Below are 14,622 nucleotides of genomic sequence, written 5' to 3'. Positions count from 1 at the left end.
TCACATTGCGTTTGAAACGCGTGATTGTTGCCACCTTATTCGGCATAGTCCGGTGGAAACATTCGACGATCCGACCTTGCCTTCCCGAGACGAGACCGCATGAGCGCAGCGCCCGAGCCCACCGCCTCGCTGGACATCGCCCTGGCGCACGCGGCTCGTTTGCTCGACACCGATCCGTCCCTGGCCGCCGCGCAGGCCGAGGAAATCCTGCGCACGGTGCCCGGTCATCCGACCGCACAACTCGTGCTCGGCGCTGCGCACAGCGCCCGTGGCGATGCGATCGCCGCACTCGAGGTCCTCGAACCGCTGGCGGCCGCGCAACCCGCATCGGCGCGCACGCAACTCGAACTCGGCATCGCGCTGGGACGGGTTGGTCGCGGCGATGAAGCACTCGCGGCGTTGCGCCGCGCGGTCGCGATCAAGCCCGACCTGCCCACGGCTTGGCTCGCCCTGGGCGATCACCTCACCGCTGCGGGCGACAGCGACGGCGCGGAGGCGGCCTACGGCCAGCACCTGCGCTACGCCAGCCGCGACCCGGCGCTGCTGCAAGCCGGCGCGGCGCTGCATGAGAACCGGATTCCCGAAGCCGAAGCACTGCTGCGCGCGCACCTGCGCAAGCTGCCCAACGACGTCGCAGCGCTGCGCATGCTGGCCGAGCTGGCCGCGCGCCTGGACCGGATCGGCGACGCGGAACAACTGCTGGCGCGGTGCCTCGAACTCGCGCCGGGCTTCCACGCCGCGCGCCAGCACTACGCGCTGGTCCTGCACCGCGGCAACAAGCCCGAGCAGGCGCTGGCCGAACTCGACGCGCTGCTGAAGGTCGCGCCGGACAACCCGGGCTATCGCAACCTCAAGGCCGTGGTCCTGTGCCGCATCGGCGACTACGACCAGGCGCTGGGCCTATACGACGACATCGTGCGCCGCTACCCGCGCCAGACCAAAATCTGGCTCAGCTACGGCCACGCCCTCAAGACCGCCGGCCGGCAGCAGGAAGCGATTGCCGCCTACCGTCGATGCATCGCGTTGGAGCCGGCATTCGGCGACGCCTGGTGGAGCCTGGCCAACCTCAAGACGTTCCGCTTCAGCGAGGAAGACCTCGACACGATGCGGCAACAGCTGGCCCGGCCGAAACTGCCGGACGAGCACCGCCTGCACCTGGAGTTCGCCATCGGCAAGGCTCTGGAGGATGCCGCGCAGTACGAGGCCTCGTTCCGCCACTACGAGCGCGGCAACGCTGTCCGCCACGCGCAGCTGGGCTACAGCGCCGAGGCGACGTCGGACAAGGTGCGGCACATCCGCTCGCTCTACACCCGCGGATTCTTTGGGCAGCGCCATGGCAGCGGCGACGGCGCGCGCGATCCGATCTTCATCGTCGGCCTGCCGCGCTCGGGCTCGACGCTGCTGGAGCAGATCCTTTCCAGCCACAACCAGGTCGAAGGCACGACCGAACTGCCGGAAGTCACCACGATCAGTCGCGAGCTGCGCGCCCTCGCTGGCAAGGATGCGCACGGTGCGGCCCCGTATCACGACGTGCTGTCCACACTCGACACCGACGCGCTGCGTGCGCTGGGCCGGCGTTACCTGGAGCGCACGCGCATCCACCGCAAGACCGACGCACCGTTGTTCATCGACAAGATGCCCAACAACTTCATGCACGTCGGCCTGATCCACCTGATGCTGCCGAACGCGAAGATCATCGACGCACGTCGCCACCCGCTGGCCTGCTGCTTCTCCAACTTCAAGCAGCACTTCGCCCGCGGCCAGAGCTTCAGCTACAGCCTCGACGACATCGGCCGCTTCTACCGCGACTACGTCGAGCTGATGGCGCATTTCGACACCGTGCTGCCCGGCCGCGTACACCGCGTGATCTACGAACGCATGGTCGAGGACACCGACAACGAAGTGCGTCGCCTGCTGGACTACTGCGGGCTTCCCTTCGAAGCGCAATGCCTGCGCTTTTTCGAGAACGAGCGGCCGGTACGCACGGCCAGCTCAGAACAGGTGCGCCGGCCGATCTTCCGCGAGGGACTCGATCAATGGCGTCACTACGAGCCCTGGCTGGAGCCGCTCAAGGCGGCACTCGGACCGCTGCTCGACACTTACCCTGAGCCACCGGGGGCCTGATTAGCGCGTGGCACTACCCGTTTTTTCTTGATCGTCCGTCTGGGGAGAGTAGAACGATGCAGAAGTCCGGCAGTAGACCATTCAAACGAGCCACAACCGCAATACCCAGGCGCTTTCCGCTGACCGCGGCGATCTGCCTGGCCTTCGCTTCGCCCGCGTTCGCACAGGACGCGACCACGCCGGCGCCGGCCGCACCGCAGAGCGCCGCGCAGCGCGAGGCGGTCGTGCTCGACACGGTGACCGTGACCTCGCAGAAGCGCAGCGAAAACCTCCAGAAGGTGCCGATCAGCATCGAGGTGCTGGGCGAGCAGAAGCTCGACGAGCTCAACGTCACCGACTTCGAGGACTACGTCAAATACCTGCCGAGCGTCTCCTACCAGAGCTTCGGCCCGGGCTTCTCGCAGATCTACATGCGCGGCGTGGCCAGCGGCGGCGACGGCAACCACTCCGGCTCGCTGCCCAGCGTCGGCGTGTACCTGGACGAGCAGCCTGTCACGACGATCCAGGGCCCGCTCGACGTGCACATCTACGACGTCGCCCGCGTCGAAGCGCTGTCCGGCCCGCAGGGCACGCTGTACGGCGCCAGCGCCCAGGCCGGCGCGCTGCGCATCATCACCAACAAACCCGACCCGGGCCAGTACTCCGCCGGTTACGACCTCGAAGTGAATGCCGTCGACCATGGCGGCATCGGCCACATCGAGGAAGGCTTCGTCAACATCCCGCTGAGCGACGCGTCGGCCATCCGCCTGGTCGGCTGGAACCAGCATGACGCCGGCTACATCGACAACAAGCCGGGCGACCGCCAGTTCCCGGTGCGCGTCGACCCGGACACCGGCGAGCGCGCCAGCTGGGGCGGCGTGCTGACCAACCGCGACTGCACCTCCACCGACCTGCTGGTCTGCACGGGCCGCGCTCAGGACGACTACAACGAGGTCGACACCACCGGGGCGCGCCTGGCGGCGAAGGTCGACTTCGCTGATACCTGGTCGATCACACCGATGGTCATGGGCCAGACGGCGAAGGCCGATGGCTCGTTCGCCTTCGACGAGGCAGTCGGCGATCTGGCACTGAACCACTTCTACAAGGAGCATTCGAAGGACAGCTGGTGGCAGGGCGCGCTGACGGTCGAAGGCAAGATCGGCAACTTCGACCTGACCTACGCCTACGCCCACCTCAAGCGCAACACCGATGTGGACTCCGACTACAACGACTACGGCTTCTGGTACGACACGCTGGCGTACTACAACGCCTTCGACGACAACGAAAACTTCATCAACCCGTCGCAGTACATCCAGGGTGAGGACCGTTACAAGAAGGACAGCCACGAGTTGCGCCTGAGTTCGCCCAACGAGGACCGACTGCGCTTCGTGGCCGGCCTGTACTGGGACGACCACAGGCACGACATCCAGCAGCGCTACAAGATCGACGGCTTCGGCGCGCAGTTCTCGATCACCGGCTGGCCCAACACGATCTGGCTGACCAAGCAGGAGCGCGAGGACAAGAACGAGGCGGTGTTCGGCGAACTCTCCTTCGACTTCATCCCGCAAGTGCTGATCGCCACCATCGGCGGCCGCCATTTCCGCTCCGAGAACAGCCTGAAGGGCTTCTTCGGCTTCAGCAACGGCTGGTTCCCCGGCGCACCGTACGGCGAAGCGGTATGCGCGGAGCAGTTCGGCGACGACCCGGCCAACTGGCCATCGTTCAACGGCGCGCCGTGCGAGGTCTTCAACAAAACGGTCAAGGAGTCCGGCAACCTCGGCAAGGCCAACCTCACCTGGCAGATCACGCCGTCCAAGATGGTCTACGCGACCTGGTCAGAAGGCTACCGTCCGGGCGGCATCAACCGCCGCGGCACGCTGCCGCCGTACCTGTCGGACTACCTGACCAACTACGAGATGGGCTGGAAGACCAGCTGGCTCGACAACCGGGTGACCTTCAACGGCTCGGTGTTCCATCAGGAGTGGGAGGACTTCCAGTTCAGCATCCTCGGCGCCAATGGCCTGACCGAGATCAAGAACGCCAACCAGGCCAGCATCGACGGCCTGGAAATGGACGTGAACTGGGCCGCCACCTACAACCTGCAGATCAGCGCCGGCGTGGCCTTCTACGACGCCCAGCTGACCGAGAACTATTGCGGCTTTACCGACGTCAATGGCAAACCGGTCACCGACTGCCCGGCCGGCTCGCTGAATCCTGACGGCGATGTGATCGACGGCCCGGAAGCGCCGGACGGCACCCAGCTGCCGGTGACACCGGAGTTCAAGGGCAACGTGATCGCGCGCTACAACTTCAACGTCGGCAACTACGACGCGTTCGTGCAAGGTGCGGTGGTGTATGCGGGCGAGCGCACGTCGGACCTTCGCCTCGTCGAGCGCGAGATCCTGGGTGACCTGGACTCGTACACCGTCGCCGACCTTTCGGCCGGCTTCAGCCGCGACAACTGGGCGGTCAGCGTGTACCTCAACAACGTCTTCGATGAGCGCGCCGACATCTACCGCTTCACCAACTGTGCGGAGACCGTCTGCGGTGCTTCCGGCGTCGTGCCGCAGTACCCGAACGGTCAGGTCTATACCGTGACCAACCAGCCGCGCACGCTCGGCGTGAGGTTCTCGCAGAAGTTCTGACCTGTGTGGAGATGGGGCCGGCGGCAATCTGGGGAGGTTGTCGCCGGCCCTTTTTCTTCGTGCAATGGCAACAGATCACCGCGCCATGCCTTACGCCCCCCTTTTCAACGGAGTCCGCATGTCCCGTACCCCCCTTATGGCCGCCCTGCTCGCGTTGGCGATCGCCGCGCCGTGCACCGCGGCGCCGGCCGCCAAGCTCGATGCCAACGATGCCAAGGCCCGCGAGATTTTTGCAAAATTGATCTCCTACAAGACTTCCGTCGGCCTCGGCCAGGTGCCGGCGATGGTCGATTACCTGGCCGGACAATTCCGCGCCGCCGGCTTTCCGCAGGCCGACATACATGTGTTGCCGCTGGGCGAGACCGCTTCGCTGGTCGTGCGCTATCGCGGCGACGGCAGTGGCGGCCAGCCCATCGCGCTGATGGCGCACATGGACGTGGTGACCGCCAAGCCCGAGGACTGGCAACGCGATCCGTTCACGCTGATCGAGGAGAACGGTTACTTCTACGGCCGCGGCACCAGCGACGTTAAGGACGGCGTGGCGACGCTGACTTCGACCTTCCTGCGCCTGAAATCCGAAGGCTTCGTGCCGAAGCGCGATCTGATCATCCTCTTCAGCGGCGACGAGGAGACCGAGATGGCGACCATCCGCGATCTCGTCAACAACCACCGCGATTTGATCGACGCCGAATACGCGCTCAACAGCGACGGCGGCGGCGGCACGCTGGAGGAAAACGGCAAGCCGCGCATGTACAGCATGCAGACCGCCGAGAAGACGTATGCCAGCTTCGAGCTGACCACGCACAACCCCGGCGGACATAGTTCGCAGCCGCGCGCCGACAACGCCATCTACGAGCTGGCCGACGCGCTGGAGAAGTTGCAGGCTTACCGCTTCCCGACGATGTGGAACGACACCACGCTGGCGGCGTTCAAGGCCGTCGGTGCGGCAACGCCTGGCGAAGTCGGCGAGGCGATGCGCAAGTTCGCTGCGAATCCGAAAGACGAGGCTGCAGCCGACGTACTGGCCAAGGTGCCGTACGAAGTCGGCAAGACCCGCACCACCTGCATCCCTACCCTGCTGCGCGGCGGCCATGCCGACAACGCGTTGCCTCAGTCGGCCACTGCGACCGTCAACTGCCGCATCTTCCCCGGCGTCGCGATCGATGCCGTGCGCAAGTCGCTGCAGGACGTGGTGGGCCAGAAGGTCGAGGTCAGCGTGATCGGATCACCAACGGCGAGCGACGCGTCGCCGCTGCGGCCAGACGTGATGGCTGCGGTCACCCAGGTGGTGCATGCACGCCATCCGGGTGTGCCGATCGTGCCGAGCCAGGAATCGGGCGCCACCGATGGCCTGTACCTGCGCGCTGCAGGCATTCCGACGTACGGCGTCAGCGGCATGTTCATCAAGGACAGCGATTCGTTCGCGCATGGCTTGAACGAGCGCATCCCGGTACAGGGCTACTACGACGGACTCGATCACTGGTACGGGCTGGTCAAGGCGCTTGCGGGACCGCGCAAGTAACCCACTCGCCTGACGGAAAGCAGAAGCCCGGCATATGCCGGGCTTCTTTTTTTTGGCCGCACACCTTGCCCCGCTAATGCCGGTGATCCTGTATCTGCGTTGGAATGGTTGCACGTTCGAGTCCGCCCCCTTCCAGCCATTGCTGTGTCGAGCCGCGTGCCCGATCGATGAGGTCCCTCGCAGCGGAATAGTCGTAGGGCGACACCGCCAGTGGACAAAGCGCTGGCACGATGCGGAGCACGATGCGGCTGTTGTTGATCCAATATTCGGCGTCGCGTACCAACTGCCTGGCCACGAGCATGCTGACCGCATGCATGGCGCGTGCGATCGCACCGCTCGGTACATCCGGCAGGGCGCAGGCGAAGCCGGTTGGAAGCACGATGATTCGCTCGGCGCCCAAGGCAACCGCGACGGAAATAGGCGCGTTGTTGGCCACGCCCCCGTCCATCAGCATCTGCGAACCCAGCTTGACCGGCGGGAAGACGCCCGGGATGGCCGAACTGGCCAGCACTGCTTCGACCGCAGGCCCCGTCGACAACACGACCTCCTGGCCCGTGACCACTTCCGAAGCGACCAGGTGGACCGGAATCGCAGCCTGTTCCAACACACGATAAGGCAGGTGGCGCTCCAGAAAGTTCCGCAATCCGCGCGAATCCACCAGATGATCGCGGCGGCCGAACATCCCCGCCACGATGCTGCGCAAGTCGACCGGAAGAACATCCTGGCGTCGAACCGCGCACCAGATATGAGCCAACCCATCCGCACACTCACAGGTTGGATTGCTGCCGATGTAGGCCGCATTGATCGCACCCGCCGATGTCCCAACCAGGAACGACGGCACTTCGCCCCAGGTAAACAGCGCCTGCAGCATGCCGACTTGTACTGCGCCTAGACTTCCGCCTCCGGCCAGCACGAACGCGGTCGGAAGGGGGGCGCTCGAGTCTGGCGCTTCCCTGAGAGGCATTGCCGGATTATGCATCCGGTTCGACTCAGCCGCCCTGCTCCGCAGGTGCGGCAACCGGTCGCCATGCCGCTCCCGCCATCATCGCAGCGGACTGAAATGGCACGCGGTTTGCCCGGGGCAGTCACGCCCCTATCGCGCATGGCTGGCACGAGTGCGCCAGGTACCTCCACGAGGGTCTCTGGCGAGGCAAGGATCGCACGGCTACCGCATGCAACTCCTGCCGAACATCACTTCGCCGGTACGACGAGCGGCTTGGCCTTCTCGACGATGTACGTCGCCAGCTCGGACGCTTTTCCGCTCCCGACGTTTTCGACCTCGTGATTGATTCCGTAGGGAATGAACAGAACATCCCCGGCCTTGAGTGTCGCGGGCGGCCTGCCCTCGAGACGGTACTCAAGCGAGCCTTCCATTACGTAGACGATCTCCTCGCCCGGATGGTGATGGTTTGGCGCCACGACACCTGGCGCGAAGCTGACCAGTACTTGCACGGCCTGGCGACCTGGAACGGAAAGGTCATTTCGCTGAAGGTCGTCACGTGTGATGCCCGACTGTTGCGCCAGGGTGGCCGGAGCCGCAAACGCGGCGCCGAAGGCAAGACAAGCCGCCGCCATGCCATGGATCGTGCCCATATGAATCTCCTTCCTGCTTTCAGCGTACTGGGAGGCGTGTCGTGGCGAAGTGTCGCACCGCCTGGACGACACCTCATGCACGGAACTCGACACGACGAGCCGAATGGCTGCGCCGGATTGCAATCGTAGTACTGACAAAAGGCAGTTGCAGTCCGAATAGGCGCGGCGTACAAAGCGAACGGCAGAGAATGCCACCGGCAACACGCAACTGGACTGGAAGTGGCATGCGGTTTGCCCGTGTCGTTCACGCCAATGTGCCGCGTACGGAATGACGCGCGCCTTGATGAATATCAAAGAGCGGCAGTTCGACGCGTTGCCGATTGGTCACGTCAAATTTTGATGTGGCATTTTTTTGAAAGGAGGGAGGGTCATGTGGGGGCTCCCCCCACGTGAAGGATGTCTGCACGCCAGAGGAAGCCGTATGCAGAAGACACCTCAACAACCCGATCTCCTGACTCGACGCAGGTTCTGCGGTGCCGCGGCGACAACGCTTGCTGCCGTTCCGCTGGGCCTGCTCAGTTGCACAGAAAGGAAAAATGCCATGAATGAAGTCGCACAAGAATCCAAGGCAGCCAGCGGATCCACCGAACTTCGCCCGTTCCAGTACAAAGCGTCTGACGCCGACCTGGCCGACCTGCGCAAGCGCATCGAAGCCGCGAGATGGCCGGATCGCGAGACCGTGAAGGACTCGACGCAGGGCGTGCAGCTCGCGACCATCCAGAAGCTCGCCCAGCACTGGGCCACGAAGTACGACTGGCGGAGGATCGAGGGTCAGATCAACGCCGTGCCGAACTTCCTGACCAATATCGATGGCCTCGACATCCATTTCATGCATATCAAGTCCAAGCATGAGAATGCCTTCCCACTGCTGGTGGCGCACGGCTGGCCCGGCTCGATCATCGAGCAGATGAAGATCATCGGCCCGCTGACCGATCCGACGGCGCACGGCGGCACCGAAGCCGATGCCTTCCACCTGGTGATCCCGTCGATGCCCGGTTACGGCTTCTCCGGGAAGCCAACCACGACGGGATGGACCCCGCAGCGCATCGCCGCTGCCTACAACACGCTCATGCCGCGCCTGGGTTACAAGAAGTGGGGTGCGGCGGGTGGCGATTGGGGCGCAATCGTGATCGAACAGATGGCGTTGAAGACGCCGCCTGGCCTGGTCGGCATCCATACGAACATGGCGAATGTAATTCCGCCGGAGCTCGACCAGGCGCTTTTCCGCGGCGATCCGGTACCGGCGGACCTTACCGGCGATGAGAAACACGCTGCCGAACAGGTTTCTGCCTTCTACAAGCACGTCGGCTACGCCTTGCTCATGGGCGACCGGCCGCAGACGTTGACCGGTCTCGCGGACTCGCCTGTCGGCCTTGCCGCCTTCATGATGGACCACGACCCCGCAAGCCAGGAGATGATCGCGCGATCGATCAATGGGACGCCGGAAGGGCTGAGCCCGGACGACGTACTCGACAACATCACCCTGTTCTGGCTGACCAACACGGCGATTTCCGCGGCGCGACTCTACTGGGAGAACAAGACGCCATTCTTCGCCGTCAAGGGCGTCACGATTCCCGTAGCGGTCAGCGCCTTCCCGGACGAACTCTTCCAGGCGCCAAAGAGCTGGTGCGAAAAGGCGTATCCCAAGCTGGTGCATTACAACAAGCTCCCCAAGGGCGGGCACTTCGCTGCCTGGGAACAGCCGAAGTACTACTCGGAAGAAGTGCGGGCCGGATTCAAGACGCTGAGGTGAACTCGCGATCCGCGGCGGATGATGCGGGAGGTCGCCTTGCCGCGTGCTGTCGCAATGAATGACCCGGCCCGGACCGTGAGCGATAGCGGTCCGGGTCGGAGGTCAACTGCATGTCTTCGAGTCCCAGCCCGCAAGGTTCGAGTACATATAAGCCATGAACGCAACCGAGCTACGGCCATTTCAGTTCAAGGCATCGGACGCGGATCTGGCCGATCTTCGCCAGCGGATCGAGGCGACGAGATGGCCGGATCGCGAGACGGTCACGGACTCGACCCAGGGCGCGCAGCTCGACACGATGCAGAAGCTCACGCGGCACTGGGCGACCGCGTACGACTGGCGAATGGTCGAGTCGCAGATCAACGCCGTTCCTAACTTCCTCACCACCATCGACGGACTGGACTTTCACTTCATCCATGCCCGTTCAAGGCACGAGAATGCGCTGCCATTGCTCGCGGCACACGGGTGGCCCGGCACGTTCATCGAGCGGATGAAGATCATCGGTCCGCTCACCGACCCCTCGACGCACGGCGCCAGCGCGTCGGATGCCTTCCATCTGGTGATTCCGTCGATGCCGGGCTACGGCTTCTCGGCCAGACCGGACACGACGGGTTGGAATCCCCTGCGCATCGCCGATGCGTACACCGAATTGATGAAGCGCCTCGGGTACACCAGGTGGGGCGCCTCGGGCACCGACTGGGGTGCGATTGTCGTCGACCAGATGGCGTTGAAGACGCCGCCGGGGCTAGTTGGCATCCATACCAACATGGCGGGCGCGGTCCCGCCGGACATCGACAGGGCGCTCTCGCACGGCGATCCGCCGCCCCCCGGGCTATCCGAAGACGAGCTGCGCGCGTGCGAACAGATCGCGTTCGCCTACCAGCACATCGGCTACGCGCGAATGAATGGTGACCGCCCGCAGACGATGACGGGCCTCACTGATTCCCCCGTGGGGCTGGCCGCCTACCTGATCGACCTGTATCCCAGGAACTACGAGATGATCGCGCGCTCCATCGACGGGAAGCCCGAAGGGCTCACGCCGGACGATGTGCTCGACAGCATCACGTTGTTCTGGCTGACCAACACGGTTGTTTCCGCAGCCCGTCTGTACTGGGAGAACAGGACTCCCTACTTCAGCGTGAAGGGCGTCGCCATCCCGGTGGCGGTCAGTGTGTTCCCCGACGAGTTGTACGAGGCGCCGAAGAGTTGGTGCGAGCAGGCCTATCCCAGGCTGGTGCACTACAACAGGCTTCCCAAGGGCGGCCATTTCCCATCATGGGAACAACCGGAGCTCTTCTGCCAGGAAGTCCGCGCTGGATTCAGGACGCTGAGGTAACCAGGGTCGCGGAGCTGCGACCAAGGATCGGGGCAGTACCTTCTGGCCGGGCACGACCGCGGAGGTCGTGGCCCGGCGTGACACCGTATTCAATCTTCCTTGCGCGCGAACTTGAGCAGACTGGCACGCAGGGCCACGACCTCCTTCTGCAGCCTCTTGAACTCGCTGGACGATATGCCGCAGGCCTCGGTCAGATCAGCGCCGAACGCCTTTTCACGCAGGCGCCTGCCGCTGCGTGTCAGACGGATGCGCACCTGCCGCTCGTCGGCGGGGTCGCGCGTGCGTTCGACGTGGCCCATGGCTTCGAGCTTCTTGAGGATCGGCGTAAGCGTGTTCGATTCGAGGAAGAGCTTCTCACCGAGACTGCCGACCGTCTGGTCGTCCTCCTCAAACAGCGCGACGATCGTGACGTACTGGGTGTAGGTCAGGCCCAGTTCGTCCAGCAGCGGCCGATAGACCTTGCCGAACGCGAGGTTGGTGGAATAGACCGCAAAGCAGAGAAAGTCAGCCAACTTCGCGTCCGGGCGTACGTTCGGTTTCGATTTCATCCGGGGATCTCCAGGTTCGATGGCGCATCATACATCGCATGCGAGTTAATCGGTGCCGTTATAACCGGCTTCCTGAACGGGCTTCCAGGAAGGATCGCCTGCCCGGCGCTGGCCCGCAGGTCCTGGGAACGACACCGCTGGCCCGTGAATTTACAGCGCACGCGATTCAGTCGTAAACACTTAACAAACTGCAACGACGACCACAGGGCCGATTGACGTCCCTGCCCGTCCGACCTAACGTGCGCTCCATCGCACGCGATCTAATCGACTACGATGCAGTAACAACCCAGGAGACAACACCATCTTGCACTTCCCAAAGGGCGCCCACCACTTCGAAGACACCGGCATCCCCGGTATCCGCTCTTCAATAGGATTCCGTGTTCTTCATCGCCCACCCAGGTGGCGCAGTAATCAAGGAGTGATTTCTGGTATGCCATAACATCGCACGCGATACATTCGGATACGATTAATAACGGTTGAACGACGGGCGCTCCCCACCTTGCCTTCGGCTCCGACCCAGGACTACAGTATATCCATCGCATACGATCTAAACGCATGCGATGCACAACCATCCCCCATCAAGAAACAAAGAGCAATCCATCATGATCAAGATCGACAAGGTCCTCTTCACGGGCAAGACGCACACCACGGTCAACCAGGCCCCTTCGGGCAGCGATCACGGGACCGTCAATCTCGAGCTTTCCGCCAGCGACGTTGGTCGTGAGCAAGTGTACGCGGCAGTGGACCCGCATCCGACAGCGGAACAGTTGTTCGCCGGCGCTTGGTCGGCCTGCTACATCACCGCGATCGGACTCGTGGCTGCGCAGAAGCGCATCACGCTCCCTGCAGACCTGTCCGTGGACATTGAAGTCGACCTGGGCCAGACCGGAAACGCTTGGCTGCTGGAGGCCCGGTTCGAAATTCGCATGCCTGGCGTTGCGCAGGACGTCGCCGAGAAGCTGGCCCACATGGCCCACGAGATCTGCCCGTACTCGAAGGCTACGCGCGGCAACATCGACGTCGCCGTGAACGTCACCACTTCGTGACCTGATCGTGGCTGGTCGCCCTTGGAGGGCGGCCGGCCACCCACGGCCGCCCGACGCAATCGAGGGTCGCCAGCGCCCCTCTGTGCTTGCCCGCCAGGCAAGGCGCGACGCCATCAAAACCATCCTTCGGCTGAGCCGGCTTCGGCAAGCCGGACCACTGACGTTGAGGCAAGAGCCATGACTAACGATCGAACCCACTATCACCCGATCAGCTGCGAGTTTCACGATCGGCTCGAGGATCTGGCGACCCTTCGCAAGCGCGCGCGCATCCGCTTCCGCGACGAAAGCGGCGGCGATCAGGATCGCGACACCGTGATCACCGACGTATTCGCCCGCGAGGGCGCCGAGTATCTGTCGATGGGCACGGGCGAGACGCTGCGTCTTGACCAGCTCGTGGAAGTGGACGGCGCGCGCCTGGCCGACTACGAGGGGTCGTCGGCATGCTGGCTCTGATCGTCACTTCGGCTTCGATGCCGCGCGCCACACCTGCGCGGGAGCCACGCCGATGATCGAGTTCGCTCTTGCCGGCGCGGCAGGCGTTGCCACCATCGCTTCGCCGTGCATTCTGCCCGTGCTGCCGATCGTGTTGGCGACGACGGCGGGCCGCGGACGGTTCGAACCGCTGCTGATCATTGCCGGATTCGTCGGCTCGTTCGCCGCCGGTGGCGTGCTGCTGGGAGCCCTGTCCGGATCGTCGGCTGAGTTGCAGCAGGGCATCCGCACAGGTTCGATCCTGCTGCTGCTCGCCGCCGGACTTGCTTGCATCTGGAGCGGTCCCTTCGATCGGCTGGTAACGGGCTTGCGCGGGTGGTTTGCCCGGCGCGATGGCCGCCCCCCCGGCCCGCAGACCAGGGCCGGACGGGCAGGACCTTTGTTGATAGGCGCGTCATTGGGCCTGGCCTGGACGCCGTGTGCGGGCCCGGTCCTCGCCTCGGTGCTGGCGCTCGCGGCCAGTTCCCAAGCTCCGGGAAAAGCGATGGCGCTGCTGGGTGTGTACGCCCTCGGCGCCGGCATTCCGATGCTGGCAATCGCCTATGGCGGCAACCGGGTCTCCGAAAGGCTCACTTCGTTCACTCGCAGTGCCGAACTGCTGCGCAAAAGCTTCGGCGTGATCGCCGTCGCCGTCGCCCTGCTCCAGCTCTTCCACTACGACGTCGCCGTCATCGCCTGGGCGACGCAGTGGCTTCCTTCCGTTTCAACAGGACTATGACCATGTTCAAGCCCACCATCAGCATCCTTGCCGCCTGCCTACTGGCGGCCGCCTGCACCAGCGGCGCCCAGGAGGATCCCCTGGAGCCGACCCGCGGCGTCGCGATCGAGTCGCCCAAGGCACCGGACTTCACGGGAATCACTCACTGGATCAACAGCCGCGCGCTCTCGCTGGAGCAGTTGCGCGGAAAGGTCGTGCTGGTCGAGTTCTGGACCTACGACTGCATCAACTGCATCCACGTACTTCCGCACGTCAAGCAGTGGCACGAGCGCTACAAGGATCAGGGATTGGTCGTGGTCGGAGTCCACACACCCGAATACGGGCATGAACGCATCCTCGGCAACCTCGAAAAGGCCGTGAAGCGTTTCGACATCTCCTACCCGGTTGCGCAGGACAACGACTACAAGACCTGGGACGCCTTCGGAAATCGCTACTGGCCGGCGCTCTACCTGATCGATCAGCACGGGGAGATCGTCTATCGCCACTTCGGCGAGGGCGACTACGAGCAGACCGAGGCGCAGATCCAACGGCTGCTGGGCAAGACGTAGGATCGACCGCAGCAACCCAGGTAACGGTGGCGACCGCGCCGCGGCTGTCGCCACCGTCAACCTCCATGCCCAAACAGCAGCCGAACTTCCCGCCGGGGTGTTACTTGATGCTTCCGTGCCGCTGCTCCAGGTTGTGCATTCGATGTCCGCTTCCGACCCAAAGCGGTCGATCAGCCTTGGCTATTACGCCATGTTAACTCCCGCGCCCAGACACTTCAGTCACCCGCGATAGCGCCCGAGGCGTCCTCATGAAGCTCATATCGATTGCGGCAATGGCGGCGGTGCTGGCTGTGTGGTCCGCTCAATCGGGCAGGAGGACGC

At 64.1% G+C, this 14,622-nt stretch carries 12 protein-coding genes; 9 read left to right on the top strand and 3 right to left on the bottom strand.

Annotated features, from left to right (window positions below; all coding sequences use genetic code 11):
- The first annotated feature begins 99 nt into the window (after positions 1-99).
- The 3 genes from J2X06_RS03150 (at position 100) to J2X06_RS03140 (ending at position 6,270) form a co-directional block, all read left to right on the top strand.
- Positions 100-2,124, top strand: a complete 2,025-nt coding sequence (locus tag J2X06_RS03150) for a tetratricopeptide repeat-containing sulfotransferase family protein (RefSeq protein ID WP_310058167.1) — start codon at positions 100-102, stop codon at positions 2,122-2,124.
- Between the two features lie 56 nt (positions 2,125-2,180).
- Positions 2,181-4,748 carry a TonB-dependent receptor gene (locus J2X06_RS03145; protein ID WP_310058165.1) on the top strand — a complete coding sequence of 856 codons (2,568 nt, stop codon included), beginning with the start codon at positions 2,181-2,183 and terminating at the stop codon, positions 4,746-4,748.
- 118 nt (positions 4,749-4,866) lie between these two features.
- Positions 4,867-6,270 (top strand): M20/M25/M40 family metallo-hydrolase, encoded by a 1,404-nt coding sequence (locus J2X06_RS03140; protein ID WP_310058163.1) that lies wholly within the window; start codon positions 4,867-4,869, stop codon positions 6,268-6,270.
- A 73-nt stretch (positions 6,271-6,343) separates the two neighbouring features.
- Here the strand turns inward: J2X06_RS03140 and J2X06_RS03135 are convergent, their stop codons facing one another.
- Positions 6,344-7,234: a patatin-like phospholipase family protein gene (locus J2X06_RS03135; protein ID WP_310061180.1), complete on the bottom strand. Its 891-nt coding sequence runs from the start codon at positions 7,232-7,234 to the stop codon at positions 6,344-6,346.
- Between the two features lie 227 nt (positions 7,235-7,461).
- Positions 7,462-7,863, bottom strand: a complete 402-nt coding sequence (locus J2X06_RS03130; RefSeq protein WP_310058160.1) for a cupin domain-containing protein — start codon at positions 7,861-7,863, stop codon at positions 7,462-7,464.
- Between the two features lie 541 nt (positions 7,864-8,404).
- Here J2X06_RS03130 and J2X06_RS03125 point away from each other — a divergent pair.
- Entirely contained in the window at positions 8,405-9,616 is a 1,212-nt protein-coding gene (locus tag J2X06_RS03125) for an epoxide hydrolase family protein (protein WP_310058157.1), read from the top strand.
- Positions 9,617-9,770: 154 nt separating this feature from the next.
- A complete protein-coding gene (locus J2X06_RS03120; protein ID WP_310058154.1) occupies positions 9,771-10,949 on the top strand; it encodes an epoxide hydrolase family protein in 1,179 nt (392 codons plus the stop codon).
- A gap of 89 nt (positions 10,950-11,038) precedes the next feature.
- Here J2X06_RS03120 and J2X06_RS03115 read toward each other — a convergent pair whose 3' ends face one another.
- Positions 11,039-11,497 (bottom strand): MarR family winged helix-turn-helix transcriptional regulator, encoded by a 459-nt coding sequence (locus J2X06_RS03115; protein WP_310058153.1) that lies wholly within the window; start codon positions 11,495-11,497, stop codon positions 11,039-11,041.
- 602 nt (positions 11,498-12,099) lie between these two features.
- Between J2X06_RS03115 and J2X06_RS03110 the strand changes: the two genes are divergently transcribed.
- The 4 genes from J2X06_RS03110 to J2X06_RS03095 all read left to right on the top strand — a co-directional run bounded on the left by J2X06_RS03110 (position 12,100) and on the right by J2X06_RS03095 (position 14,301).
- Positions 12,100-12,543, top strand: a complete 444-nt coding sequence (locus tag J2X06_RS03110) for an Ohr family peroxiredoxin (protein ID WP_310058150.1) — start codon at positions 12,100-12,102, stop codon at positions 12,541-12,543.
- 177 nt (positions 12,544-12,720) lie between these two features.
- Positions 12,721-12,996, top strand: coding sequence for a hypothetical protein (locus J2X06_RS03105; protein ID WP_310058147.1), 276 nt, complete (start codon positions 12,721-12,723; stop codon positions 12,994-12,996).
- A 52-nt stretch (positions 12,997-13,048) separates the two neighbouring features.
- Positions 13,049-13,753 (top strand): cytochrome c biogenesis CcdA family protein, encoded by a 705-nt coding sequence (locus J2X06_RS03100; RefSeq protein WP_310058143.1) that lies wholly within the window; start codon positions 13,049-13,051, stop codon positions 13,751-13,753.
- A 2-nt stretch (positions 13,754-13,755) separates the two neighbouring features.
- The gene (locus J2X06_RS03095; RefSeq protein WP_310058141.1) at positions 13,756-14,301 is read left to right on the top strand and encodes a thioredoxin family protein; all 546 of its coding nucleotides are present in this window, start codon (positions 13,756-13,758) and stop codon (positions 14,299-14,301) included.
- Positions 14,302-14,622 lie beyond the last annotated feature (321 nt).

Source organism: Lysobacter niastensis (assembly GCF_031457115.1).
Taxonomy (GTDB): Bacteria; Pseudomonadota; Gammaproteobacteria; order Xanthomonadales; family Xanthomonadaceae; genus Lysobacter_J; species Lysobacter_J niastensis_A.
Note: the sequence above shows the minus strand (reverse complement) of the source record. Positions and strands in the feature narration are given on the sequence as shown.